The following is a 24,819-nucleotide window of genomic DNA, read 5'->3' as shown; positions in this document are numbered from 1 at the left end:
TGTGCCGCCGTCGCCTCCGGGGCAGGCGGGCGGCGGTCCGGTGGCTGAAACGGACGGGCGTCGGCCCGCCCCCTTCGCGTAGATTCGGCGTGGACTGCCGGTGCGGCGGCCGGATCGACGCGAAGGGCAAGAGGACAAGGTGGCAGGGGCAAGGCAGAGCGGGACAGCGGTCAGGCAGCCGGTGGTCGAGGCCCGCAGGATCGTCGTCAAGGTGGGCTCCTCGTCGCTGACCACCGCGGCCGGCGGCCTGGACGCCGACCGCGTGGACGCGCTCGTGGACGTCCTCGCCAAGAGCCGGGACGGCGGGGAGAAGGAGATCGTCCTGGTCTCCTCCGGCGCCATCGCCGCCGGACTCGCCCCGCTGGGCCTGCGCCGCCGCCCCAAGGACCTCGCCCGCCAGCAGGCCGCCGCCAGCGTCGGCCAGGGCCTGCTCGTCGCCCGCTACACCGCCTCCTTCGCCCGCTACGGCGTCCGCGTCGGCCAGGTGCTGCTGACCGGTGACGACACCAGCCGCCGCGCCCACCACCGCAACGCCTCCCGCACCCTCGACAAGCTGCTGGCGATGGGCGCCCTGCCCGTCGTCAACGAGAACGACACCGTCGCCACCGACGAGATCCGCTTCGGCGACAACGACCGCCTCGCCGCCCTCGTCGCCCACCTCGTCCACGCCGACCTGCTCGTCCTGCTCTCCGACGTCGACGGCGTCTACGACGGCGACCCCAGCAGGCCCGGCACCTCCCGGATAGCCGAGGTGCGCGGCCCCGCCGACCTGGCCGGCGTCGAGATCGGCAGCGCGGGCAAGGCCGGCGTCGGCACCGGCGGCATGGTCACCAAGGTCGAGGCGGCCCGGATCGCCGCCGCCGCCGGCATCCCCGTGGTGCTCACCAGCGCCGTCCACGCCGCCGACGCCCTGTCCGGCGGCGACACCGGCACCTACTTCCACCCCACCGGCAAGCGCTCCGCCGACCGGCTGCTCTGGCTCCAGCACGCCTCCACCCCGCAGGGCTCGCTCACCCTCGACGACGGAGCGGTCCACGCGGTCGTCGAGGGCCGCAAGTCGCTGCTGCCGGCCGGCATCGCCGCCGTCGAGGGCGACTTCACCGCCGGCGACCCGGTCGAGCTGCGGGACGGGCGGGGGCGCGCGGTGGCCCGCGGCCTCGTCAACTTCGACGCCAAGGAGATCCCCCGGCTGATCGGCCGCTCCACCCGCGAACTCGCCCGCGAGCTGGGACCGGCGTACGAACGCGAGGTCGTACACAGGGACGGTCTGGTGGTCCTGGAGCCGTAATGCCCCGAAACGTCCGGGCGACCGGGCGTGGAATGCGGGGACGTTCCGCAAAACCGCCCCATGAAGCCGTGCGGGCTGCTGCACTTTGTCCGAGGGACACATTCCGCACGAGCACTGGGTGAAGGAGGCCGTCGTGAGACGAGTACGCCCTGGGGCGGCGGCGTCCCGCGGTGGTGCCGGCGGGTCCCCCTCCCGTACGACCGGCGCGGAACGCGCCCTGACCAGCGTGGCGACCGGCGACCGCCACGACCAGGAGCGCGAGGCCGGTCAGCCGCGCGGCCCGGAGCGCACCGCCGAGGACGTGCGGGAGGGACGCGAGCCGGTCCGGACGGCGCACGAGACGGGACCGGCCTGCGACGGCCGCGCCCAGCCGGCGGACCTGCCCCGGCTGTGGCACATCACCCTGCGGGTCTCCGGCGCCCGGACCCCGGTCCAGGAGGTCCGGCGCGGGCTCGAGCAGCTCGCCCACGACCACCCCTTCCTGCTGACCAGCCGCTACGCCGACGACCACGCGGAGGTCCGCTACTGGGAGGAGGCCCGCGACCTGCACGACGCCGCGGCCGTCGCCCTGAGACTGTGGGGCGAGCACCGGCGCACCGCCCAGCTGCCGCCCTGGGAGATCGTCGGCCTGGAGGTCGTCGACCGCGACGCCTACCACCAGCGCCTCGCCGAGGGCTACGGCCCGCCCCCGGCCACCCCGGTCGGCGTCCACCCCTTCTGAGGGCGCACGCCGGCGGCCGGGCTCCTGAGGGCACATGCCGGTGGCCCGGCCTCTGGGGGCGCACGTCGGTGACCCGGCTTCTGAAGGGCGCACGCCGGTGGACCGGCCGTCTGCCGCAGGTCCCTTTTGACCCGTCTCGCGGCGTCTCGGGGTGTGGGACGTCCGGTGAACGGGCGCGCGCCGCGCACTACCCTTCCCCCATGACCACGCTCTCGCCGTACGACTCGATGTCCCCGGTCGCCCAGGCCGCCTACCGGGCCAAGGCCGCCGCCGCCGACCTCGCGCCGCTGCCGCGCGCCGAGAAGGACGACGCGCTGCTCGCGGTCGCGGACGCCCTGGAGGTCCGCACCGGCGAGATCGTCGAGGCCAACGCCAAGGACGTCGCCAAGGCCCGCGCGGCCGGTACCGGCGAGGCCATCGTGGACCGGCTCACGCTCACCCCGGAGCGGGTGCGGGCCATCGCGGCCGACGTGCGCGACGTGGTGGCGCTGCCCGACCCGGTCGGCGAGGTGGTCCGCGGCTCCACCCTGCCCAACGGGCTCGACCTGCGCCAGGTCCGCGTCCCGCTCGGCGTGGTCGGCATCATCTACGAGGCCCGCCCCAACGTCACCGTCGACGCCGCCGCCCTGTGCCTGAAGTCGGGCAACGCGGTGCTGCTGCGCGGCTCCGCCTCCGCCTACGAGTCGAACACCGCCCTGGTCCGGGTGATCCGCGACGCGGTCGGCGGCGCCGGGCTGCCCGCCGACGCCGTGCAGCTGGTGCCCGGCGAGAGCCGGGAGAGCGTGCGCGAGCTGATGCGCGCCCGCGGCCTGGTCGACGTGCTGATCCCGCGCGGCGGCGCCTCCCTGATCCGGACCGTCGTCAACGAGTCCACCGTCCCGGTGATCGAGACCGGCACCGGCAACTGCCACGTCTACGTCGACGCCCAGGCCGACCTGGACATGGCCGTGGACATCCTGGTCAACTCCAAGGCCCAGCGCCCCAGCGTCTGCAACGCCGCCGAGACCCTGCTCGTCCACCAGGACATCGCCGCCGAGTTCCTGCCGCGCGCCCTGGACGCGCTCGCCGGCGCCGGGGTCACCGTGCACGCCGACGAGCGGGTCATGGCGTACGCCAAGGGCTCCCGGGCCACGGTCGTCGAGGCCACCCCGGAGGACTGGGACACCGAGTACCTGTCCTACGACATCGCCGCCGCCGTCGTGGACTCGCTGGACCGGGCCGTCGCGCACATCCGGCTGTGGTCCTCCGGCCACACCGAGGCGATCGTCACCACCTCGCAGCAGGCCGCCCGCCGGTTCACCCAGCTGGTCGACTCCACCACGGTCGCCGTGAACGCCTCCACCCGCTTCACCGACGGCGGCCAGTTCGGTTTCGGCGCGGAGATCGGCATCTCCACGCAGAAGCTGCACGCCCGCGGCCCGATGGGGCTGCCCGAGCTGACCAGCACGAAGTACATCGTCACCGGCGACGGGCACATCCGGCGCTGACGGTCGGGGGCCGCGAGGGACCTCCGGACGGCCCCGCCGGCGATGGCCGGAAACCACGTCTCAGCAGGTGGATGAATTTCCGTACCGTCTGCCCAAATTGACCCCCCAGGTCTACTCTGGGTCTGTGCCGGAGGACGTGGGGGGCACGCCGTTCCCTGACGGCTGGGAGCCCGACGACGACCACGACCGCGGGGTGTCGGACGAAGAGTTCGCCTCCGTGGTCTTCGACGAGGCCTTCGTACGGGCGGCCGTGATCCACGAGCCGACCGCTGTGGAACGCCTCCTGGCCGCCGCGCAGGCCAGGGCCGAGGCCTCCGAGGCCGAGGCCCGAAGAGCCCACGCCCGCGGCGAGCGCTACGACGACGCCTACGACCGCCGCGGCTACGGACCCGAACACGACTTCGACGACCTGGACGACCCCGACGTCCTCGACGGTCTCCACGGCGGCCCGGGAGCCTTCGGCAAACAGGTCCGCTGGCACCGCCCCGTCGCCTGGGTGCTCGCCCTGGTGATGGGCATCGGCATGGTCGCGCTGGCCTTCGCCGCGGTCTACCGGGGCGGCTCGTCCGGTGACCGGGACCAGATGCCGCCGCCCGCCTCCACCGGCCTGGAGCAGGGCACCGCCGCCGCCCCCTCCGTCGGCCACGCGCAGCCGCCCGTCCCGGCGGCGCCGCCCACCCGCTGACGGCCGTGCCCCGGCCCCGGTGGGAGCCGGGTCGTCGTCTGGGTGAGGGCATGTCAGAAGTTGGCCCGGGGCCGGGTGTTTACCCGCGCTGCGCGGAACCCACCCTGAAAGTATGGGAGGGCGTGGAGAGCCGCCCGATGGGCCCCCCGAGGGCGCCTTCTCGGGCGCGGAGGACGAATACCGGTCCGTCGTCTTCGACGAGTCGTTCGTCCGTGCTGCCCGCCTCCAGGAGTACTCCGCCCAGGAGCGGACGATCGACCACACGCCCGCCGTGCGCCGCCGCCGCACCCCGCACACCGGGCTGTCCCGGCAGGCGCTGGCCCTCCTGCTGGTGATCGCGCTCGCCTTCGCCACCGCGATCTTCATGGGCATCCGCACCCCCTACCGCAGCACCCTGGCCGAACGGCCCGTGGAGGAGCTGCGCACGACCGTCGTCCCGCTCGCCCCGCAGGGCCCGGTGCCCGGCGCCGCCGACCCCCAGGAGCTGTACGCGCACAGCCGGGCCGCCGACTTCGAGGTCGGCGCCGAGGGCATCCCGTGGCCCGCCCACGGGAGCACCGCCCACTTCTCCGACAGTCAGGTCGTCGCCGCGCTGACCTACGCGCGGGACTACATCGTCGCCTCGTCCCTCGACCCGGCGGTGCTGACCGGCGGTTCCCCGGACGCCGTGCGCTCGCTGCTCGATCCGGGGCAGCTCGACCAGTTCGACCAGAGCTTCGCGCACCCGGCCGCCGACGGCCGGCACGTGCCCACCGGCTGGCTCGTCCGCTTCGACCCGGCCCGCGTCCGGCTCGCCGACCCGCGGATCCGGATGCGGGGCAGCCTGCGGACGGCGGAGTCCGACGCCGACACCCTGGAGGTCGCCGCGGACCCCACGGTCGTCTACGCGCTGAGGCCGGCGGGCGCCGCCGCCGACGCGCGGTCCTCGCTGTTCACCGTGCGGCGCGAGCTGCTGTTCCGCTTCGACCGCGACGACCTGCGGCTGCACCAGGTCCGGCTGGTCTCCAGCAGCGTCCAGGCGGGGCCGCTGTCCTGCCCCGGGGACAGCACCGAGCGCTTCCGGCCGCTGCTGGCCGGACAGAGCGCTAAGACGGGCGGCCCGGCCGCCACGGACCCGTACGCCCCGGACGCCGCCCCGGCCCTGTGCGGCGCCCTCGCCCCGAACGCCCAGCCGACGACGTGAGGTCCGCAGTCACGAACGCCCAGCCGACGACGTGAGGTCCGCAGTCACGAACGCTCAGCCGACGACGTGAGGTCCGCAGTCCCGGAAGCCCGGAGACCTGGGGCCTGGAGACGCGGGGGCCGGGGAACGGCGGCCGGAACGGCGGCCCCCAGACCTGGAGGCCCGGCCGGAGTTCCGGTGGCCAGTCCCGGTCAGTCGGAGGGGGTGCCGTCCGTGGGCGGCCGGTCCTTCGGGCCGGCCTCGGGGCCGTCCCCCGGGCCGCCGTCGGAGTCGCCCTTGGCGCCGCCCTTGGGCGGGGCCGACGCGAAGCCCTCGAACCCGCGCCGGACCCGGCCGCCCAGATCGCCGGCCCCGCCCGCCAGATCGCTGACCAGCTTCATCAGCGGGTCCTTTGAGTTCTTCACGTGGCTGGCGTAGTGCGCGGCCGACTCGCGGAAGGAGTCGCCGACCGACGTGTCCTGGTCCTCGCTGCGCCTCGGGTAGTGGCCGTCCAGGATCCGCTGGTAGTCGCGCGACTCCGACCACTTCCTCAGCTCGGCCGCCCGCACGGTGGCGAACGGGTGGCTGCGGGGCAGCACGTTGAGGATCTTCAGCACGGAGTCGCGCAGATCGCCGGCCTCCTCGTACTCCTCGGCCTGGCGCAGGAACGCGTCCACGTTCATCTCGTGCAGGTGGTTCCCGCCCGCGATCTTCATCAGGCCGCGCATGGAGGCCCGCGGGTCCTGCCCGACCAGCAGCCCGGCCCGGTCGGCCGACAGCTCCGACTTGCGGAACCACTCGCGCAGCGCCGTCACGATGGCCGTGATCGCCAGGGTGCCCAGCGGGATCCACGCCACCCGTACGGCCAGACTGGTCAGGAACAGCAGGATCGTGCGGTACACCGCGTGACCGGACAGGGCGTGGCCCACCTCGTGCCCGATGACCGCCCGCATCTCCTCCTCGTCGAGCAGCTCCACCAGACCGGTGGTCACCACGATGACCGGCTCGTCCAGACCGACGCACATGGCGTTGGGCTGCGGGTCCTGGTTGACGTACATCGGCGGGACCTTCTCCAGGTCCAGGATGTAGCAGGCGTCCAGCAGCATGTCGTGGAGGTGTGTGAACTGCTGGTCGGACACGCGCACCGAGTCCGACAGGAACAGCAGCCTCAGGCTGCGCTCGGGCAGCAGACCGCTGAGCGCCTTGAACACCGTGTCGAAGCCGCTGAGCCTGCGCAGCGCGACCAGCGCGGACCGGTCGGCCGGGTGCTCGTACGCACGCGAGGAGATCCCCGGGAAGCGGCTGCGCCGCCGGCTCGGCACCTTCTCGTGCCCGTGGTGCTGGCGACCGTCGTCGGACATGTCATCCCCCATGTGCGTCAGATGCGTCTGTATGTGCACGTGTGTCCGTGCATGTGTGGCCGTGTACGGCTGTACGGCCGGTGTAAGGCATGTGCGGCTCTTTGCCGCTCATGTCGCCGATGCGCCCCCCGGGGCGGGAGCCGGACCGGACGGCGCTACCGTGGACGGGCAGTCAGCGAAGGAGTCCCGCCATGGAGCACCATCCCGCAGTCGTCCGGCTCACCGAGGCCGCGAACACCACGGCCCAGCATCAGGGATCGGGGGACCTCCTTCGGATCGTCCTGGTCGTGATGGTCCTGGGGTGCGTACTGACCGGCTGGTTCCTGTTGCGCGGCTACAAGCGCAACGACGACTGAGCCGCCCGGAAGGTTCCCCTCCGCCGGCGGCCGCCGCCCGGGACCGGGCACGGGCCGCAACGGTGGAGTCGGCGTGAGCGGTGCGGAGGCGGCCGCTTACGATGGGCGGACATCTTTATCCCGCCCACACCTGGATAGGTCTGCCGAGATGAGCCTCCACCGCGCCGCCGCCCCGCTGGTCAACCTCGCCGAGGGCGGCAACCACGAAAGTCTCAACCCCGCGGTGACCGGCGGAGCCGCGCTCGTCATCCTGCTGCTCCTGCTCTGGATCACCACCCGCTTCAACCGCGACCGCTGAGCGCCGCCGGCGCCCCGGCCGGGCCTGGGAAGCCGTTCCCGGCGATCTCCCGGACGGGGCCTTCAGGCCGGGCCGGTAGGGTCTGCACGCATGGGACAGCAGGACATGCCTACCGGTCCGGCGAGTGACACGGTGAAACACCCCGGCCCCGGCCCCGGCGGCGGCCCCGCGATGTCGGGCAAGCGCCGCCTCGGCGTCATGGGCGGAACGTTCGACCCGATCCACCACGGCCACCTCGTGGCGGCCAGCGAGGTCGTCGCGCAGTTCGACCTGGACGAGGTGGTGTTCGTCCCCACCGGTCAGCCCTGGCAGAAGAGCCACCGCCAGGTCTCCCTGGCCGAGGACCGCTACCTGATGACGGTCATCGCGACCGCCGAGAACCCGCAGTTCTCCGTCAGCCGTATCGACATCGACCGCGGCGGCCCCACCTACACCGTCGACACCCTGCGCGACCTGCGCGCCCTCAACCCGGACACGGATCTGTTCTTCATCACCGGCGCCGACGCGCTCGGCCAGATCCTGACCTGGCGGGACTCCGAGGAGCTCTTCTCCCTCGCGCACTTCATCGGCGTCACCCGGCCCGGCCACCTCCTCAGCGACCCCGGCCTGCCGGAGGGCGGCGTCTCGCTCGTCGAGGTCCCGGCCCTCGCCATCTCCTCCACGGACTGCCGTGCGAGAGTCGCCAAGGGCGACCCCATCTGGTACATGGTGCCGGACGGAGTCGTGCGCTACATCGCCAAGCGCCAGCTGTACCGCGGCGAGTGAGCCGAGAGGGGCACCGGTGAACGACCGATACGACGCTGGGTACGGGGGCGACGCGGGGTACGGCGGCGAGGAGTACGAACTCGTCGGCTACGACGAGTACGGCCGGCCGGTCTACCGCCCGGTCCCCGCACAGCAGACCCCCGAGCAGACGTACGACGCGTACGGACAGCAGGGCTACGCCCAGCAGAACCACGCACAGCAGTCCTACGGCTACGACCCGTACGCGGCGGGCGGACAGCAGCAGGGCGCGCCGTCCGGCTACGGCGGCTACGACACCGGTCAGCAGGCCCCCGTCCCCGCCTACGACCCCTACGGCGCCCACACCGCCCAGGGCACGCACACCGGCTACGACCCCTACGGGACCGTCGCCCCCGCCGCCCCGTACGACCCCTACGGCCAGAACGCCGGCGGGCAGCAGCCTCGCCCGGCCGGCCAGACCGCGCACATCCCGCAGCAGACCGGCCCCACGCAGCACCCCGGCCCGGCGCAGCCCTACGCCCGGGCCGGGACGCACGAGGCGGCCGACGACCGGACGGCCGCCGGGACCGACGACGCGGACCGCCCCGGTGACGGCCGCGCCGACGACGGCCCGGAGGAGTCCGGTTCCGGCGAACCGGACTACCGCACCGAGCAGTTCGCCTTCGTCGAGGAGCCGACCGACGACTCCGAGGACGTCATCGACTGGCTGAAGTTCACTGAGAACCGCACCGAGCGCCGCGAGGAGGCCCGCCGCCGCGCCCGCAGCCGCGTCATCGCCCTGGTCGTCGTGCTGGCCCTGGTCGCGGTGGGCGGCGTCGGCTACCTCTGGTACGCCGGGAAGCTGCCCGGACTGTCCTCCGGCGGCGCCGGGGACGGCACCGCCACGGCGTCCGGGGCCCAGAAGCGCGACGTGGTCGTCGTCCACCTGCACGACACCGCCAAGGGCGGCACCTCCACGGCGCTGCTCGTCGACAACACCACCACCAAGCAAGGCACCACCGTCCTGCTGCCCAACTCCCTCGCGCTGACGGGCGACGACGGCACCACCACGACGCTGGCCAAGTCCGTCCAGGACGACGGCTCCTCGGGGACCCGCGACCAGCTCGGCGCGGTCCTCGGCACGGACATCGAGGGCACCTGGCGCCTGGACACCCCCTACCTCCAGAACCTGGTGGACCTGGTCGGCGGCATCGAGGCCGACACCGACGCCGACGTACCCGACCCGGACGCGAAGAAGACGGACACGAACACCTCTGGCTCGAAGACGTCCGACTCGAAGAAGGCGGACACCGGGAAGACCGGCGCCGCCGTGCTCGTGCACCGGGGCCGGGGCCAGACCCTGAGCGGCAAGATGGCCGTCGCCTACGCCACCTACCGCGCCCCGGGCGAGTCCGAGAACGCCCAGCTCCAGCGCTTCGGCCAGGTGGTGCAGGGAGTGCTGCGCAAGCTGTCCTCCGACCCGCAGGCCGCCACCGTCACCGTGCAGACGCTGGCGCAGATCCTCGATCCCTCGCTCACCGACAAGGACCTCGGCTCCTTCCTCGCCAAGCTCGCCGAGCTGGCCAAGGGCGGCGACTACAAGTCGGCGCTGCTGCCGGTCCAGTCCGACGGCACGCTGAGCGCGCAGACCAGCGACAGCGTCGTCAAGGAGATCCTCGGCGGGACCGCCAAGAGCCCCGACCAGGGATCGGGCGTGCGCGTCTCGGTCCGCAACGCCTCCGGCGTCAAGGACGACACCGAGAAGGCCCGCGTGGTCCTGATCAACGGCGGCTTCACCTTCCTGGAAGGCGGCACCGCCACCACCCGGTCCGCCTCCCAGGTCGTGTACGCCGACGAAAAGGACAAGCAGAACGCCACCGAGGTCGCCAAGACCCTCGGCCTGCCCACCGGCTCCGTGACGAAGGGCACGGTCACCGGAAACGCCGACGTCTCCGTCGTCCTCGGCCGGGACTACAAGCCCGCCGACGGGCAGTGATCGGCTTATCGCGTGGGACGCCGTCGGCGGTCGTGAGACCCTTGGTGTCAAGTGACCGCCGACGGAAAGCCATGCAGTGACCGCGACCGACCGCTCCATCGAGCTGATCAACACCGCCGCCCAGGCGGCCGCCGACAAGCTCGCGCACGACATCATCGCCTACGACGTCAGCGACGTCCTGTCGATCACGGACGCCTTCCTCCTGGCGTCCGCACCCAACGACCGCCAGGTCAAGGCCATCGTCGACGAGATCGAGGAGCGGCTCCAGAAGGAGCTGGGGGCCAAGCCGGTGCGCCGCGAGGGCGACCGCGAGGCCCGCTGGGTCCTGCTCGACTACGTCGACATCGTCGTCCACGTCCAGCACAGCGAGGAGCGAGTCTTCTACGCCCTGGAGCGGCTGTGGAAGGACTGCCCCGAACTCGACCTGCCCGCCGACGCCAGGGCCACCCGGGGCAAGGCCGAGGAGCACGCCAAGCTGCAGGCCGCCGAGGAGTCGGCGGAGCCGGACGGTGAGTGGCGGTGACCGGCGCCGGTGAGGGGGCCGGCCGCACCCCTGGCCGGGGCCGCCGCATCATCCTGTGGCGGCACGGCCAGACCGCGTGGAACGTGGAGCGCCGCTTCCAGGGCTCCACGGACGTCGAGCTGACCGAGACCGGGATCGGCCAGGCCCGCCGGGCCGCCCGCCTGCTGGCCTCCCTCGGGCCCGACGCGATCGTCTCCTCGGACCTTCGGCGGGCCGCCGCGACGGCCGCCGAGCTGGCCGCCCTCACCGGCCTGGAGGTCATCCTCGACGAGGGCCTGCGCGAGACCTACGCCGGCGTCTGGCAGGGCCTGACGCACGAGGAGATCATCGCCCGGTACGGCGCCGAGTACGCCGCGTGGAAGCGCGGTGAGCCGGTGCGCCGCGGCGGCGGCGAACTGGAGACCGAGGTCGCCGACCGCGCCGCCCCCGTGGTGCTGCGGCACGTCGAGAAGCTGCCCGAGGACGGCACCCTCGTGGTGGTCAGCCACGGCGGCACCATCCGCACCACCATCGGGCGCCTCCTCGGCCTGGAGGCCCACCACTGGGAGAGCCTCGGCGGCCTCTCCAACTGCTGCTGGTCCGTCCTCGGCGAGGGCGCCCGCGGCTGGCGGCTGCTGGAGCACAACGCGGGCACCCTGCCGGAGCCCGTCCTCGGCGACGACACCTGAGCCGCTCCGGGCCGGGGTCGGCCCCCGCCGGACCCGATTTCACTTTCCGGCAGGTCGCAGGCTAAAGTTCTTCTTGTTCGCCCCGCCGAGCGGGAAGAACACCAAGCGGCTCAGCTGCTTGGAGCGAGGGGCTATAGCTCAGTTGGTAGAGCGCCTGCATGGCATGCAGGAGGTCAGGAGTTCAATTCTCCTTAGCTCCACGGATCGGCACTCTGTAGAGTTGTCAAAGATCGGTGACGAGAATCCCGCCCCCCAGGGGGCGGGATTCTCTGCGTTTCCCCCTGGGTGAATGCGTCGGCCTGCTCCTGTGTCGGAGGCCACAACCGCTCCCTCCTGTCTCTGGGCAGCGCGACCTTCGCGCACGTCTCCGCGTCGTCCGGCGTGCTGACGATGCGGCACTCCGACAGCCCGTGCGGCGGTGGTCCTGGCTGTCGCCGACCGCCTCCGCGGACGGCCGGCGACGGGCGGGTTCGTGCCGGCGGCGCTGTCGGTGACCGGTGTCGCACCGGCGATCAGCGGCGGCGACGGCGGCGCGCTCGTCCACCTCTCCTTCGCCGGCGTGGGCGGCGGGCTCGCGCTCGGCTTCGGCCCCACGGCCGCCGGCGTGCCGGCCGCCGTACGGCCCGATGGCGCGGCGGACGCCGGCGGGCTGCCCGCCGCGGTCGCGCAGCTCGGTCAGCTCATCGGAGCCGCGGCGTTCGGCACACTGTTCCCGGGCCGGCTTGAGTCACTGAGGGGCCTGGGGGCGTATACCTCTGCGACGGCGCTCCCGGTGTACGTGTTCGCGCCGGCCGGGACGGCGGCGGGCACCGTGGCCGGACTGGTACCGAGGCGTCGCTGACCGTATCGGCCCGGCCGTGGCAGAATCAAACGGCCGGAAGGGGGCGCGGCCCGACGGGAGGGAGTACCGATGCCTGCGAGCATCCTCGAGGAGGTCGGTCGTCTCCTCGACGCGGCGTTGCCGGCGAACACGGCCACCCGCCTCCTGTGCCCCTCCTGCGGCAGTCTCCATGTGGCCCAAGTCCTCGGCGACAACGGCGGCATCTCGTACGTCTGTACGGCCTGCGGCCACAGCTGGAGCTGAGTGATGGGTGCACACAGGCGGAAGTGCGACTGGTGCGGCAGCGGTACGCCGATCGTCCGCGACATGGAGCCGGTCAACCCCGACTACCAGTACTGGTGCGAGGAGTGCGCGCGGGCGCTGATCATAAAGGGCGACCCGATCGAGACGTACCGTGAGCTGGAGGGTGAGCCGATCTACGGCCGGCTCCTGGAGGAACACTGCACGCTCAAGCGCTTCTACTCGTTCGTGACCGCGTGACGCGTGCTGTCGGCCGGGGTCCCGCGCGGATCTCGGCCGAAGTCGTGCATAACGGTGATACGGGGCACACCGGAAACCGATTTGGTGGATCACCCCCTCGACCGTGTAATGTTGGCATCGCCGCCGGGGAAACCGGGCGGAACACCACAAGGGGCTATAGCTCAGTTGGTAGAGCGCCTGCATGGCATGCAGGAGGTCAGGAGTTCAATTCTCCTTAGCTCCACAGTAGTCGAGGGCGGATCATCCGATCGGATGATCCGCCCTCGGTGTTTCCCCAACGCTTCCCGTCCGCCGCGCACTTCACGCGCCGCGGCCGAACGGCGGGCCACCCGGGGGAGGGTGACCCGCCGCGGCGGACGTCAGCGGCCGAGGGCCCGCCGGCCCCGCCCCTGGGAGAGGACCGGCAGGTTCCGGGCCGGCGCCTGCGCGCGGGTGTCCTCCTCCAGGCGCAGCGCCAGCGCGGGGCAGCGGCGTACGGCGCGCAGCGCCTTGGCCTCGGCGTAGCGCGGCACCTGTGCCTGCGCGACGGTCGGGAAGCCGTCGGCGCCCAGTTCGAAGACCTCCGGGAGGATGTCCGCGCACAGGCCGTGGCCCCGGCACAGCGTCCAGTCGACGTAGATCTTCTGGCGGCTCGGGCCGGTCTCCTCGGCCTCGCCGCCCGGGATGCCCGTGGGCGCCCTGCCCCCCTCGAAGAGCGGCAGCACGCCCTCCACGGGGCGTCCGCAGCCGTTGCCGAGGACATGGGCCGCCAGGTCGTCGGTGAAGGCCTTGACGGTCGACTCCAGGAACATCGCGGAGCCGTCCGGGTGCGAGCACGCACCGCGCCGCTTGACGTTCCGGGCGACCTGCTTGAGCGCCTCCAGAGCGGCCGGACCGCCGCCGTTCAGGATGTCCTCCATGCCGCGCGCGGCGGCCGGCAGACCGAGGTAGCACGGGCCGCACTGGCCCGCGCTCTCCTCCGCCAGCCACTTGGCGACCTGGAGCGACTCGCCCAGCGGGCAGGTGTTCTGGCCGATCGGCAGGATCGCCCCCGCACCCAGCGAACCGCCCACCGCGTCCAGCGAGTTGCGCGAGACGATCGCCTCGTCGACGGTCGCCGCGTCGATCCACTTGCCGTGGTAGCCGCCGGTCAGCACGCCCTGCGGCACCGGCGGCGCGCCGGCCAGCTGCAGCACGTAGCGCAGCGGCACGCCCGTGGGGACCTCGATCACCATGGGGCGGGCGACGGCGCCGGAGACCGTGAGCATCACGGTGCCCGGCTCGTCGTACAGGCCGGTGTTGCCGTAGCGCTCGGGGCCGATGCGGGCGGCGATGGCCAGCTGGGCGAACGTCTCCGCGTTGGACAGCAGGGTGGGCGCGCCGCCCACGCCGGTCTGCGAGGCGCTGACCTTGCGGCCCGGCGGGATGGCGGGGCCGCCGTCGATGGAGCGGATCAGTGAGGCGGCGGCGCCGGTGACCATGCGCACCGGATTGCGCTGCACGCGCGCGCGCAGCGCCGACCGGCGGCCGTTGCCGAGGCCGCGCTCGGCGAGGGCGGCCTCCATGGAGCGCTGGGTGGACTCCCGGGTTACCCCCACCACGAGCGTGCGGGCGCCCAGGGCCTCGGCGCACAGCAGGGCGCCGTCCAGGATGAGGTGTGGGGCACGGTTGATGAGCACCGTGTCCTTGCGGCAGGCCGGTTCGTCCTCGCTGCCGTTGACGACGACGACCGGCCGTACGCCGCGCCTGATCGCCGCTTCGGCGACCGAGCGCAGTTTCTTGTGGAAGGGGAAGCCCGCGCCGCCGCGGCCCCTGAGGTTGATGGCCTCGGCGAGCTGTGCGAGCTGCTCGCCGCCCAGCGGTTCGAGCGGCCCGTGCACCTTGAGGTGCATGGGCAGGTCGAGTCGTTCGACAAGGTCGAAGCCCGACGTGAGCTGAGGAAGGCCGACGACGCGGACTTCCGGGACGTCGGGCAGGGCCTCGTTCACCTATGGCCTCCGGAAGGCATGTTCCAGGGTTCGCCCGAACCCGGCGCGTCGAAGGGGGCGCCGGGGGGTGGTTCAGTGGCGGGACCGCTCGTGTACGTGTGTGTGGAGTTGTACGTGCCGTACAGCGGGTTCGTCTCACCGGTGTCGTACACGTCACGTCCGCCGTAGGCGCCCGCGCCCGGATCGGTGTAGGCGGGGATGGTGTGTCCCGTGTCGGTCAGGGGGTCGTAGGCCGACGGGGGAGCCTCGCCGACGGGCGGCGGCGACGGCACGGGCCAGCCGCCCGCCGGGCTGCCGGGGCTCTCGACGCGCGGCATCTGCTCCGTGGCCCGCAGGTCGTACGAAGCGTCCGGGTACGCCGTGCGGTCCGGCTGCGGGGTCGAGACGGCCCGGTAGGCGGCCGCGAAACCGGCGGCGGGCTCGGCCGTCACCGGGGCGCCGTACGCCGGTGACGCGGCGGGCGGGACGCGCGGCAGGGGGCCGGTGCCGGCGGCGCGCGCGGACCGGTCGGACGCCGTGCTCCCGTAGCCCGGCAGTGCGGACCGGTCCGCCCGGGCGCGGCTCGCGTCCAGGTCGTCGAGTTCGGGGCGGTCGCCGCCGCCGAGGAGGTTCACCAGCCGGTCGGCGATCCTGCGCTTGACCGGGCGCGGCGCCGCGCGCAGCGCCAGCGCGCCCATGACGCCGAGCAGGGACAGGCTGTACAGGATCACGAAGATCGGCTTGGCCTGGCGGCCCGCGTACAGGCCGTGGACCAGGGCCGCGCACCAGGCCGGATAGGCCAGCATGTGCATGGCCCGCCAGCGGGCGGCGACCGGCGCGGGGGTGGCGAAGTTGCTGCGCAGCGCGCCGGTGATGCCCACGAAGACCATCAGCAGCCCGGCCAGGGAGCCGAGGCCGATCAGGCCGGCGCTGCCGGTGACGCCGAGCGAGAACGGGATCACCGCGGCGATCACCTGGGTGTGGTCCAGGGCGATCTTGGTGGTGATGTGCAGCAGGAGGAAGGCGATCGAGGCGACGGCGGTGGTGCGGTGCACGGCCTGGCCGACGATCCGCTGGCGGGTGTTGAGGAAGATGCGGTCCTGGGCGACCAGGCCCCAGATCACCGAGCAGCTGAGGGAGACCAGGGAGAGGACGCCCGCGCCGAAGTTCAGGAACTCGCGGAACTGGCTGCCTCCCACCAGTACGGCCACGGGTATCAGGAGCAGGACGACAGCGGACGCCACCCCGTAGGCCGAGCGGCCCGGTTTGGGGAGCGAGCTGTTACTGCGACGACGGTTCATGGGGGCGACTCCGAGCGGTTCGGGTGAGCGGTCCCGAGAGGACGAACTCTAAGCGGCTCCAAACCGGTCAGTACGCGGTTTGAGTTATTGCCTTGTTATCTACGTGGCGGAGGGGCTTTCCGTTGTCCTCATAGGGATCGTTACGCCCGGTAAGCTTTGAACTTCGTTCAGCTTTTCCGGTCCTCCACAACCGGATCACCGCCCTCCCGGGTGGTCGGGCGCGGCCGGGCGAAGCTCCGTCGCGGCGCGCTCGACGGCTGCGGTACCCTGACGCCATGCGTGCCGTACGCCTTCTGCTTAGCGAGCCGCGCTGATCAGTCCCGACCGCCGACGATGCGGGTGGTCGGAATCGGCGCGGCGTCCCCTCCTGTGCGAGGGGATTTTTCGTTTCCGAAAGTCGCAGCCGTCGGCAGAGTCGATCTGATGGAGCTTTGAGGATCATGAGCGAGACGAACCCCGCCACCACCGCCGCCGCGTCGGCGGAGGCGGCGCCGCACCGCTACACGGCCGCGACGGCGGCCGAGATCGAGGCACGCTGGCAGGACTTCTGGGACGCCGACGGGACGTACGCCGCGCCGAACCCCAAGGGCGACCTGGCCGGGGACCCCGCGGTGGTGGCCCGTCCCAAGAAGTTCATCATGGACATGTTCCCGTACCCCTCCGGTGCGGGCCTGCACGTCGGTCACCCTCTGGGCTACATCGCCACCGATGTATACGCCCGGTTCCAGCGGATGACCGGCCACAACGTCCTGCACACCCTGGGCTTCGACGCCTTCGGCCTGCCCGCCGAGCAGTACGCCGTGCAGACCGGCACGCACCCGCGCGTGTCCACCGAGGCCAACATGGAGAACATGAAGGCCCAGCTGCGCCGGCTGGGCCTGGGCCACGACAAGCGCCGGTCGTTCGCCACGATCGACCCCGAGTACTACAAGTGGACCCAGTGGATCTTCCTGCAGATCTTCGACTCCTGGTACGACGACAAGGCGGACAAGGCCCGCCCGATCGCCGAGCTGGTCGCACAGTTCGAGTCCGGTGAGCGCCCCGTGCCCGGGCACACGCGCGCGTGGAGCGAGCTGACCGCCGCCGAGCGCGCCGACGTCCTGGGCGAGTTCCGCCTGGCCTACGCCTCCGACGCGCCGGTCAACTGGTGCCCCGGCCTGGGCACCGTGCTGGCCAACGAGGAGGTCACCGCCGACGGCCGCTCCGAGCGCGGCAACTTCCCCGTCTTCAAGGCCAAGCTGCGCCAGTGGAACATGCGCATCACCGCCTACGCCGACCGGCTGCTGGAGGACCTGGAGGAGCTGGACTGGCCCGAGGCCATCAAGCTGCAGCAGCGCAACTGGATCGGCCGCTCCGAGGGCGCCCGCGTCGACTTCCCGATCGACGGCGAGCGCATCACCGTCTTCACCACCCGCCCGGACACCCTGTTCGGCGCCACCTACATGGTGCTGGCGCCCGAGCACCCGCTGGTCGAGAAGTTCACCCCCGAGGCCTGGCCCGAGGGCACCCACGAGGTGTGGACCGGCGGCCACGCCAGCCCCGCCGAGGCCGTCGCCGCCTACCGCGCGCGGGCCGCCTCCAAGTCCGACGTCGAACGCCAGGCCGAGGCCAAGGACAAGACCGGTGTCTTCATCGGCGCGTACGCCACCAACCCGGTCAACGGCGAGCGCATCCCGGTCTTCATCGCCGACTACGTCCTGATGGGCTACGGCACCGGCGCGATCATGGCCGTCCCCGCGGGCGACCAGCGCGACTTCGAGTTCGCGCGCGCCTTCGAGCTGCCCGTCCGCTGTGTGGTCGAGCCCACCGACGGCCGCGGCACCGACACCTCCACCTGGGAGGACGCCTTCGGGTCGTACGACGCGAAGATCATCAACTCCGCCAACGACCAGATCTCCCTGGACGGCCTGGGCGTCACCGAGGCCAAGGCGCGGATCACCGAGTGGCTGGAGCGGGCCGGCGTCGGCGAGGGCACCGTCAACTTCCGTCTGCGCGACTGGCTGTTCAGCCGCCAGCGCTACTGGGGCGAGCCCTTCCCGATCGTCTACGACGAGGAGGGCATCGCCCACCCGCTGCCCGAGTCGATGCTGCCCCTGGAACTGCCCGAGGTCGAGGACTACTCGCCGCGCACCTTCGACCCGGACGACGCCGACACCCAGCCCGAGACCCCGCTGTCGCGCAACGAGGACTGGGTCAACGTCACCCTGGACCTGGGCGACGGCCCCAAGAAGTACCGCCGCGAGACCAACACCATGCCCAACTGGGCCGGCTCCTGCTGGTACGAGCTGCGCTACCTGGACCCGCACAACGACCAGAAGCTGGTCGACCCGGAGATCGAGCGGTACTGGATGGGCCCGCGCGAGGGCCAGCCGCACGGCGGCGTCGACCTGTACGTCGGTGGCGCCGAGCACGCCGTGCTGCACCTGCTGTACGCGCGCTTCTGGTCCAAGGTCCTGTACGACCTGGGCCACGTCTCCTCCGCGGAGCCGTTCCACAAGCTGTTCAACCAGGGCATGATCCAGGCCTACGTCTACCGCGACAGCCGCGGCATCGCGGTGCCCGCCGCCGAGGTCGAGGAGCGCGACGGCGCCTACTACTACCAGGGCGAGAAGGTCTCCCGGCTGCTGGGCAAGATGGGCAAGTCCCTGAAGAACGCCGTCACGCCGGACGAGATCTGCGCCGAGTACGGCGCCGACACGCTGCGTCTGTACGAGATGGCGATGGGCCCGCTGGACGTGTCCCGGCCGTGGGACACGCGCGCGGTGGTGGGTCAGTTCCGGCTGCTGCAGCGGCTGTGGCGCAACATCGTCGACGAGACGACCGGCGAGGTCACCGTCACCGACGCCGAGCCGGACGAGGAGACGTTGCGCGCCCTGCACAAGGCGATCGACGGCGTCCGCCAGGACCTGGAGGGCCTGCGCTTCAACACGGCCATCGCCAAGGTCACCGAGCTGAACAACCACCTGACCAAGGCGGGCGGCCCGGTGCCGCGGTCGGTCGCCGAGCCGCTGGTGCTGATGGTCGCCCCGCTGGCCCCGCACGTCGCCGAGGAGCTGTGGCGCCGCCTGGGCCACACCGACTCGGTCGTCCACCAGGACTTCCCGGTCGCCGACCCGGCCTACGTCGTGGACGAGACGGTGACCTGCGTCGTCCAGATCAAGGGCAAGGTCAAGGCGCGACTGGAGGTGCCGCCGTCGATCTCCGAGGAGGACCTGGAGAAGACGGCGCTGGCCGACGAGAAGGTCGTCGCGGCACTGGGCGGAGCGGGCATCCGCAAGGTGATCGTGCGGGCGCCGAAGCTGGTGAACATCGTCCCGGCGTGACGCTGCGGCGGCGCGGGCGACGCGCCTCGCGCGGGTCTCTCCAGAAGGTCTTCGCGAGGGTCTTCGCGCGCGGGCGCGCGGGGCGGTGACGGGGGCGCCGCACGCGCGGCGCGGTGACGGGAGGGTGCGGGCCGGGGCGGACGGACGTCCCGGACGGCACGTGAGGTGACCGTCTCCGGGTAGTCCCCTACGGGCAGGTTCGGGGTTTTTCGGAACCCGGGGCCTGCCCGCTGCGTTTACCGTTGAAGAGCGGCGCGGCCCGTGCCGCCGAGCCCGAGGAGGAGCGTCGTGGAAGCAGTCGTCGCAGTCTTCGCCCTGCTCTTCCTGCTGTGCCTGGCCTTCGGCGCCTACGCCACGGTCAAGGCGGTCGGCGCGGCCAAGCGCGGCGTGGACCGCACCATCAGCCAGGCCCGCCGCACGGTGGAGGACCACACCCTGCGGGCCAGGTCCCTCGCCCAGCCGGGACCGGCGGGCGAGCTGGCCGAGCTGCGGCTCAGCCTGCGCACCTCGATGCGCGCCACCCAGGACGCCCTGTACGCCGGCGCGGCCGAGGACGAGTCCCTCAAGGAGTCCCTCGGCCTGTTCGAGCGCCTCAGCGCGCACGGCCACGAACTCGACGGCGAACTCAAGCGCCTGGAGTCGGAGCCGGACCGCGCGACGCTCGCCGCCCGGCTCCCGGACCTGCGCGCCCGCACCCGCCGCATCACCCGGTCCGCCGACTCCCTGCGGTGGGCGGCCCGCGACCGCGCCCGCCGCTTCGCCGACGACGACCTGGACGCGCTGAGCGCGCAGATCGACGTCGAGGCCGGCGCGCTGCGCCACTGGACGCGCGAGGAGCCGCCCGCCGAAGCCCCGCAGGAGCGTCAGGCCGCCGGCCACGACTGGCGCACCGACTCCGGAACCGCGGGACCGGACCCGGCTCGCCCGGACGCGGCGCGTTCGCCGGACTCCGCCGGTCCGGGCCCCGCGCGCCAGCTTGACCGTCCCGCCATCACCCCGCCGACCCGTCGCCCCGCCTACTCCTGGAACAAGAAGCCCCGCCCCGAGAGCACCACCTGATCCGGCCACGGAACACCCGGTCAGAGGGGCTGGGCTGCCGTCCGGGCACTACGGCAGGTAACCTCCAGCTCATGTCCCGCCATGTCGCGATCGTCACCGATTCAACGGCCTACCTGCCGCCGCGGACGATGGAGCGCCACGGCATCACCGCGGTTCCGCTGACCGTCGTCCTCGGCGACCAGGCCTTCGAAGAGGGCACCGAGATCTCCACCCGCTCGCTCGCCCAGGCCCTCCAGAAGCGACGGTCCGTCACCACCTCCCGCCCCAGCCCCCAGGTCTTCGCCGAGACCTACCGCAAGGTCGCGGAGTCCGGCGCGAGCGGCATCGTCTCCCTGCACCTGTCCGCGGAACTCTCCGGCACCTACGACGCCGCGGTGCTCGCGGCCCGCGAAGCCCCGGTGCCGGTGCGGGTCGTGGACACCGGCATGGTCGCGATGGCGCTCGGCTTCAGCGCCCTGGCCGCCGCGGAGACGGCCGAGAGCGGCGGCACGATGGACGAGGCGGTGACCGCTGCGGAGAAGCGCGCCGGGAGCACCTCCGCCCACTTCTACGTCGACACGCTCGACTATCTGCGCCGCGGCGGCCGGATCGGCGCCGCGCAGGCCCTGCTCGGCTCCGCCCTCGCCGTGAAGCCGCTGCTCCAGCTCCAGGGCGGCCGTATCGAGCTGCTGGAGAAGGTGCGCACGGCGTCCAGGGCGATCGCCCGCCTGGAGGAGATCGCCGCGGAGCGGGCGACCGGGGCCGGAATCGACATCGCCGTCCACCATCTCGCCGCTCCCGAGCGGGCGGCGGCCCTGGCCGACCGGCTCCGGGCCCGGGTGACCGGCCTGGCCGATCTGCATGTGAGCGAGGTCGGGGCGGTGATCGGGGCGCATACCGGTCCGGGGCTGCTGGGGGTCGTGGTCTCACCGCGGTGAACCGGGGCGCGGCGACTCGGTGGCCGTCACCGGGGGTGAGGCGAGTGGTCGCCCCGCGGGCTGAGGCCAGGGTCTGGTCACTCGTGTGAGTGACGGAGTTATCCACAACCGGGCGGTGGTCCCCGGGTTTCGACCATGATCAGCGCGGATGTGCCGGTCTGCCCCATGCTCGGCCCATGGCACTTCGATCACGTTCACGCACAGCGACCGCGACCAGCGGGCCGGGACGGGTCCCCGGCTCGGACGGCCGCACCCGCCACCGCCGGCCCTCCGGCGGGCGCGGGGACGGCCGTGGAGCCGAAGGCGGCTTCGGGCGCCGGGCCGGTCACCGGGACGCCGGGGGCCGGCACGCGTCGGCCGAGGACCTGCGCAGACGCGCGCATGTGCTGTTCGCCGAACATCCGGACGCGGCGCGGGAGTCGGACACCGCGGTGGGGGAGCCGATCGCCGGCCGTCCTTGGGCGGGAGCCGCCGGGGAGCACAACACCGCCCCGGCCACAGCGGACCGCTCGCTCACCCGGGCCGACGAAGACCATGGCCGAGGCGCCGTGGCGGACCCGCCCGGGCCGAGGGCGGCGATGGCGTCGGCGGCGCAGGAGCTGCCCGCCTGGCGGGAGCGGGCCGGGGCCGCGCTGCGGGACCGCATGCCGCTGTGGTTGCAGACCCGCTGCGCCCTGGAGCGCAGGAACGTGGTCGCGCTCACGGTGGTGCTGGCCGTCGCCGCGGCCGTGGCCCTCCAGCACTTCTGGACGGGCCGCACCGAGACGGTACGGGCACCCGAGGCCGTCCGCGCCATGGCCCCCTACCCGAGCCGGGCACCGGGCGGGAGGACGGACAGGGAGACCGAGCCGGGAGGCTCCGTACCGCAGCCGTCCACCGGAGCCACCGGTGGCACGGCCCCGTCCGGCCCGGAGATCGTCGTGGACGTCAGCGGCAAGGTCCGGCGTCCGGGGATCCACCGCCTCCCGGCGGGCTCCCGGGTCGTCGATGCGCTGCGGGCTGCGGGCGGCACCCGCCCCGGCACCGACCTCGGCGGACTCAACCGGGCCAGGTTCCTGGTGGACGGCGAACAGGTGGTCGTGGGCGGCCCCGCCCCGGCGGCAGGCGCGGCCGTACCGGGATCGGCCGCGGGCGGCACGTCCGGCTCGGGCGGGGCGGCCGGTCCGACGGCCCCGGTCTCCCTCAGCACCGCCACGGTCGACCAGTTGGAGACCCTGCCGGGCGTCGGGCCGGTGCTGGCCCAGCACATCGTGGACTACCGCACCCGCCACGGGGGATTCCGCTCGGTGGACCAACTGCGCGAGGTGAACGGCATCGGTGAGCCGAGATAGTGCAGCTAACCTCTAACCATGAAGCCTGAGCGCGCTGTGTTGCTGCTCCGAATCTCTTACAGGAAACCCGAAGACGGCCAGGCGGAAGACGACCTCGCCGCAGCCAGGGCACGCCGCCGACAAGCCATCAGCAAGGGAATCGGCCGGCAGGAAGAAGACGGCCGCAACCTCGCCGCTCGACTCGGCTGGACCATCGCCAAGGTGATCCCCGAAGACGACACCTCCGCCTACAAGCGGCGCAAGGTCAAGCTGCCCGACGGCACCACCGCGCTACGCACTGTCCGGCCCGGCTTCCGCGCTGCCCTCGAAGGGCTCGCCTCCGGCGAGTACGACGGGCTCATCGCCGACGACCTCGACCGCGTAGCCCGCGACCCCCGCGACCTCGAAGACCTCATCGACGTGGTCGAGTCCCGCACCCCGAACATCCCGGTCACCTCCGTCACCGGCTCCCTCCGCCTCGACACCGACGCTGGCATCTCCATGGCCCGCGTCATGGTGTCCATCGCCAACAAGTCTTCACGCGACACCGCCCGCCGCGTCGCCCGCAAGCACCAGGAACTCGCAGCCGAGGGCAAGCCGGGCGGGGGAGGGTTCCGCCCCTACGGCTACACCGCCAAGTCCCGCGAACCCATCGACGCCGAGGCCGCCGTAGTCCGCGAGATCGCCGCCCGCATCCTGGGGGAGTGGGACGGCTGGACCCCCGAACAGCGCGGGAAGATCCAGCCCAGCGTGGGGGAATCACTCAGCTCCATCGCCGCCGACCTCAACCGGCGCGGCATCCCTACCGCCACGGGCGTCCCCTGGTCAGACCGGTCCGTGCGCAGCGTCGTGTCCAAGGCCTCTGTCGCAGGCCTGCGTGAGCACCGCGGCGAGGTCGTCGGGAAAGCGGTCTGGCCCGCCATCCTCGAACCTCCCGTCTGGGAACGGGTCTGTGCCCGCCTCGCTGGCCGCAACCGGGCTGTCGACCTCACGCTGCAGCGATGGCTCACAGGCGTGCTGCGCTGCTCAAGCTGCCAGCGGATGCTGATGGGCTGGCAGGGCAACAACGGGCCGCGCTACTGGTGCGCCACCCCCGAAGGCGGCTGCGGGAAGATCGCCGTCAAAGCATCGTTCGCGGAAGACGAAGTCCAGCGGCAGATACTCGAACTGCTGTCGCAGCCCGGCATCCTTGAAGGGCTGCGGACCCTCGCCGACACCGACACCACCGAGGCGGCCCGCGCCGAACTCGCCGAGGACGAAGCACAGCTCAAGCAGATGGCCGGTATGTGGGCGCGCCGGGAGATCACGTTCATCGAGTACACGGAAGCCCGCCGCATCGTCGAAGGCCGCGTAAAGCAGTCCCGCGCGCTGCTCGTCTCCCGGGCGCCGCGCATCCTGCGCAGCCTGCTCGCCGGAAACGTGGCAGAAGGCTGGGCAGCGCTGACCCCGGCCGACAAGCGGGAAGTCGTGCTGTCCCTCGTGCCCGGCTACGACGTACTCCCGCACGACCGCAGCAAGGGCAACCGCTTCGATCCCGGCCGGCTCGTCCCCTTCTCCGGCGCCGAGGCGTAGACGACGAAGCCCCCCGCCGATCCGTCGACGGGGGGGCTCGTGGGGGGCTACTCCAGCTCGGAGGCGAGGCCGCCCAGTTCCTCGCTGGTCAACTCGATCTGCTCAAGCTCGGCCTCCAGCTTCCGCAGCCGGAGCCGGGCCGCGCGCAGGGACCGCTTCACCTTCGCCGGGTCATCGCCGTCCCGCTCTGCGGTCTGCACCAGACGGGTCACCATCTCGGCCAGCTCCTGCGCTTCCCGGTTAGCCGGATGCTCCGCCGCCCGCCGCCGCTCCGCCGGCAACGCCAGAGCACGGAACTCCTCGGCCGCCTTGTAGGCGGCCTGGTCGTCTGCTTCCGGATCAGCGTCAACAGCCGGCGTGAGCCCCTGTCCCCACAACCATGCCGTCCGGGACTGTACGCGACGCCGCTCGGTCAGCCAGACATCGTCATCGCTCCAGGAGTCAGGGAGCAGGAGTGTCAACGGCGAGACGTTCAGGGCCAGAGCCAAGACAACAAGGTCGTCAGCGTCCACTCGGCGAGTACCAGCAGCGAGGCGGGACATGCCCAGCGGGGGGATGGGGCGCTTGAGCAAGGCCGTCGCCTCTGAAAGCTCCCGCTTCGACATGTTGCGCGCCTCGCGGATGCGCTCAACGTTGGCCCTCACCCGATCGCCCACGGGGCCCAGGGGGTTCTTCTTGTCATCAGCCACTTGGCCACTCTCGCATCGAAACGATTACGCCTCAACTCCAACGCGTCCCATCCCGGCACCTAGTTGATATCCGGGCAACTCAGGGATAGTGTCGATTACGCGAATCATCGAAG

23 protein-coding genes and 2 tRNA genes are annotated in these 24,819 nt (G+C 72.5%); 21 read left to right on the top strand and 4 right to left on the bottom strand.

Annotated elements, in window-relative coordinates; genetic code table 11:
• Positions 1 to 181 precede the first annotated feature (181 nt).
• The 5 genes from proB to AB0N63_RS07870 all read left to right on the top strand — a co-directional run bounded on the left by proB (position 182) and on the right by AB0N63_RS07870 (position 5,364).
• Positions 182 to 1,288 (top strand): glutamate 5-kinase, encoded by a 1,107-nt coding sequence (gene proB, locus AB0N63_RS07890; protein WP_365525687.1) that lies wholly within the window; start codon positions 182 to 184, stop codon positions 1,286 to 1,288.
• A 133-nt stretch (positions 1,289 to 1,421) separates the two neighbouring features.
• Complete coding sequence (locus tag AB0N63_RS07885; protein WP_365525586.1) at positions 1,422 to 2,009, top strand: hypothetical protein; 588 nt, start codon at positions 1,422 to 1,424, stop codon at positions 2,007 to 2,009.
• Between the two features lie 200 nt (positions 2,010 to 2,209).
• The gene (locus tag AB0N63_RS07880; RefSeq protein WP_365525584.1) at positions 2,210 to 3,496 is read left to right on the top strand and encodes a glutamate-5-semialdehyde dehydrogenase; all 1,287 of its coding nucleotides are present in this window, start codon (positions 2,210 to 2,212) and stop codon (positions 3,494 to 3,496) included.
• A gap of 97 nt (positions 3,497 to 3,593) precedes the next feature.
• Positions 3,594 to 4,181 carry a hypothetical protein gene (locus AB0N63_RS07875; RefSeq protein WP_365525581.1) on the top strand — a complete coding sequence of 196 codons (588 nt, stop codon included), beginning with the start codon at positions 3,594 to 3,596 and terminating at the stop codon, positions 4,179 to 4,181.
• Positions 4,182 to 4,293: 112 nt separating this feature from the next.
• Complete coding sequence (locus tag AB0N63_RS07870; protein WP_365525579.1) at positions 4,294 to 5,364, top strand: hypothetical protein; 1,071 nt, start codon at positions 4,294 to 4,296, stop codon at positions 5,362 to 5,364.
• Between the two features lie 191 nt (positions 5,365 to 5,555).
• Here AB0N63_RS07870 and AB0N63_RS07865 read toward each other — a convergent pair whose 3' ends face one another.
• Entirely contained in the window at positions 5,556 to 6,704 is a 1,149-nt protein-coding gene (locus AB0N63_RS07865) for a M48 family metallopeptidase (protein WP_365525576.1), read from the bottom strand.
• 191 nt (positions 6,705 to 6,895) lie between these two features.
• On the opposite strand from AB0N63_RS07865, the gene AB0N63_RS07860 reads away from it, so the two are divergent.
• From AB0N63_RS07860 to AB0N63_RS07810, 11 genes are all read left to right on the top strand, one after another.
• Complete coding sequence (locus AB0N63_RS07860; protein ID WP_019982342.1) at positions 6,896 to 7,060, top strand: hypothetical protein; 165 nt, start codon at positions 6,896 to 6,898, stop codon at positions 7,058 to 7,060.
• A 148-nt stretch (positions 7,061 to 7,208) separates the two neighbouring features.
• A complete protein-coding gene (locus tag AB0N63_RS07855; RefSeq protein ID WP_019982341.1) occupies positions 7,209 to 7,358 on the top strand; it encodes a hypothetical protein in 150 nt (49 codons plus the stop codon).
• Positions 7,359 to 7,448: 90 nt separating this feature from the next.
• Positions 7,449 to 8,123, top strand: coding sequence for a nicotinate-nucleotide adenylyltransferase (nadD, locus tag AB0N63_RS07850; protein WP_365525573.1), 675 nt, complete (start codon positions 7,449 to 7,451; stop codon positions 8,121 to 8,123).
• 16 nt (positions 8,124 to 8,139) lie between these two features.
• Entirely contained in the window at positions 8,140 to 10,077 is a 1,938-nt protein-coding gene (locus AB0N63_RS07845; protein WP_365525571.1) for a LytR C-terminal domain-containing protein, read from the top strand.
• 76 nt (positions 10,078 to 10,153) lie between these two features.
• A complete protein-coding gene (gene rsfS / locus AB0N63_RS07840) occupies positions 10,154 to 10,600 on the top strand; it encodes a ribosome silencing factor (RefSeq protein WP_365525569.1) in 447 nt (148 codons plus the stop codon).
• Positions 10,591 to 11,268: a histidine phosphatase family protein gene (locus AB0N63_RS07835; protein ID WP_365525566.1), complete on the top strand. Its 678-nt coding sequence runs from the start codon at positions 10,591 to 10,593 to the stop codon at positions 11,266 to 11,268. Before rsfS ends, AB0N63_RS07835 begins: the two co-directional genes overlap by 10 nt.
• 127 nt (positions 11,269 to 11,395) lie before the next feature.
• Positions 11,396 to 11,468, top strand: a tRNA-Ala gene (locus AB0N63_RS07830).
• A gap of 218 nt (positions 11,469 to 11,686) precedes the next feature.
• Complete coding sequence (locus tag AB0N63_RS07825) at positions 11,687 to 12,109, top strand: hypothetical protein (RefSeq protein ID WP_365525563.1); 423 nt, start codon at positions 11,687 to 11,689, stop codon at positions 12,107 to 12,109.
• A 69-nt stretch (positions 12,110 to 12,178) separates the two neighbouring features.
• Entirely contained in the window at positions 12,179 to 12,352 is a 174-nt protein-coding gene (locus AB0N63_RS07820; protein ID WP_365525560.1) for a hypothetical protein, read from the top strand.
• 3 nt (positions 12,353 to 12,355) lie between these two features.
• The gene (locus tag AB0N63_RS07815; RefSeq protein WP_003976229.1) at positions 12,356 to 12,589 is read left to right on the top strand and encodes a hypothetical protein; all 234 of its coding nucleotides are present in this window, start codon (positions 12,356 to 12,358) and stop codon (positions 12,587 to 12,589) included.
• A 150-nt stretch (positions 12,590 to 12,739) separates the two neighbouring features.
• Positions 12,740 to 12,812 (top strand) — tRNA-Ala (locus AB0N63_RS07810).
• Positions 12,813 to 12,948: 136 nt separating this feature from the next.
• Here the strand turns inward: AB0N63_RS07810 and AB0N63_RS07805 are convergent.
• Both AB0N63_RS07805 and AB0N63_RS07800 read right to left on the bottom strand, forming a co-directional pair.
• Positions 12,949 to 14,556 carry an NADH-ubiquinone oxidoreductase-F iron-sulfur binding region domain-containing protein gene (locus AB0N63_RS07805; RefSeq protein ID WP_365525558.1) on the bottom strand — a complete coding sequence of 536 codons (1,608 nt, stop codon included), beginning with the start codon at positions 14,554 to 14,556 and terminating at the stop codon, positions 12,949 to 12,951.
• Entirely contained in the window at positions 14,553 to 15,836 is a 1,284-nt protein-coding gene (locus AB0N63_RS07800; RefSeq protein WP_365525555.1) for a cytochrome b/b6 domain-containing protein, read from the bottom strand. The genes AB0N63_RS07805 and AB0N63_RS07800 overlap by 4 nt, the downstream gene beginning before the upstream one ends.
• A 440-nt stretch (positions 15,837 to 16,276) precedes the next feature.
• Here AB0N63_RS07800 and leuS point away from each other — a divergent pair, with 440 nt between their 5' ends.
• The 5 genes from leuS (at position 16,277) to AB0N63_RS07775 (ending at position 24,017) form a co-directional block, all read left to right on the top strand.
• Positions 16,277 to 19,159, top strand: a complete 2,883-nt coding sequence (gene leuS / locus AB0N63_RS07795; protein WP_365525552.1) for a leucine--tRNA ligase — start codon at positions 16,277 to 16,279, stop codon at positions 19,157 to 19,159.
• A 288-nt stretch (positions 19,160 to 19,447) separates the two neighbouring features.
• On the top strand, positions 19,448 to 20,218 hold the full coding sequence (locus AB0N63_RS07790) for a hypothetical protein (RefSeq protein ID WP_365525550.1): 771 nt from the start codon (positions 19,448 to 19,450) through the stop codon (positions 20,216 to 20,218).
• A 71-nt stretch (positions 20,219 to 20,289) separates the two neighbouring features.
• Positions 20,290 to 21,135 (top strand): DegV family protein, encoded by an 846-nt coding sequence (locus AB0N63_RS07785; protein ID WP_365525547.1) that lies wholly within the window; start codon positions 20,290 to 20,292, stop codon positions 21,133 to 21,135.
• A 176-nt stretch (positions 21,136 to 21,311) separates the two neighbouring features.
• On the top strand, positions 21,312 to 22,466 hold the full coding sequence (locus AB0N63_RS07780; protein WP_365525544.1) for a ComEA family DNA-binding protein: 1,155 nt from the start codon (positions 21,312 to 21,314) through the stop codon (positions 22,464 to 22,466).
• Positions 22,467 to 22,484: 18 nt separating this feature from the next.
• Entirely contained in the window at positions 22,485 to 24,017 is a 1,533-nt protein-coding gene (locus tag AB0N63_RS07775) for a recombinase family protein (protein WP_365525542.1), read from the top strand.
• Between the two features lie 47 nt (positions 24,018 to 24,064).
• Here the strand turns inward: AB0N63_RS07775 and AB0N63_RS07770 are convergent, their stop codons facing one another.
• On the bottom strand, positions 24,065 to 24,706 hold the full coding sequence (locus tag AB0N63_RS07770) for a hypothetical protein (RefSeq protein ID WP_365525539.1): 642 nt from the start codon (positions 24,704 to 24,706) through the stop codon (positions 24,065 to 24,067).
• Positions 24,707 to 24,819 lie beyond the last annotated feature (113 nt).

It is taken from the genome of Streptomyces sp. NPDC093260 (assembly GCF_040683715.1).
Classification (GTDB): domain Bacteria; phylum Actinomycetota; class Actinomycetes; order Streptomycetales; family Streptomycetaceae; genus Streptomyces; species Streptomyces sennicomposti.
This window is presented reverse-complemented; position numbering and strand designations above follow the sequence as displayed.

Bases quoted from the DNA above. Each gene is read 5' to 3' on its own strand.
- AB0N63_RS07855 (WP_019982341.1), top strand. From the start codon at position 7,209: ATGAGCCTCCACCGCGCCGCCGCCCCGCTGGTCAACCTCGCCGAGGGC.
- AB0N63_RS07860 (WP_019982342.1), top strand. From the start codon at position 6,896: ATGGAGCACCATCCCGCAGTCGTCCGGCTCACCGAGGCCGCGAACACC.
- nadD (WP_365525573.1), top strand. From the start codon at position 7,449: ATGGGACAGCAGGACATGCCTACCGGTCCGGCGAGTGACACGGTGAAA.
- AB0N63_RS07865 (WP_365525576.1), bottom strand. From the start codon at position 6,704: ATGTCCGACGACGGTCGCCAGCACCACGGGCACGAGAAGGTGCCGAGC.
- AB0N63_RS07820 (WP_365525560.1), top strand. From the start codon at position 12,179: ATGCCTGCGAGCATCCTCGAGGAGGTCGGTCGTCTCCTCGACGCGGCG.
- leuS (WP_365525552.1), top strand. From the start codon at position 16,277: ATGAGCGAGACGAACCCCGCCACCACCGCCGCCGCGTCGGCGGAGGCG.
- AB0N63_RS07815 (WP_003976229.1), top strand. From the start codon at position 12,356: ATGGGTGCACACAGGCGGAAGTGCGACTGGTGCGGCAGCGGTACGCCG.
- AB0N63_RS07785 (WP_365525547.1), top strand. From the start codon at position 20,290: ATGTCCCGCCATGTCGCGATCGTCACCGATTCAACGGCCTACCTGCCG.
- AB0N63_RS07870 (WP_365525579.1), top strand. From the start codon at position 4,294: ATGGGAGGGCGTGGAGAGCCGCCCGATGGGCCCCCCGAGGGCGCCTTC.
- AB0N63_RS07775 (WP_365525542.1), top strand. From the start codon at position 22,485: ATGAAGCCTGAGCGCGCTGTGTTGCTGCTCCGAATCTCTTACAGGAAA.
- AB0N63_RS07780 (WP_365525544.1), top strand. From the start codon at position 21,312: ATGGCACTTCGATCACGTTCACGCACAGCGACCGCGACCAGCGGGCCG.
- AB0N63_RS07800 (WP_365525555.1), bottom strand. From the start codon at position 15,836: ATGAACCGTCGTCGCAGTAACAGCTCGCTCCCCAAACCGGGCCGCTCG.
- AB0N63_RS07880 (WP_365525584.1), top strand. From the start codon at position 2,210: ATGACCACGCTCTCGCCGTACGACTCGATGTCCCCGGTCGCCCAGGCC.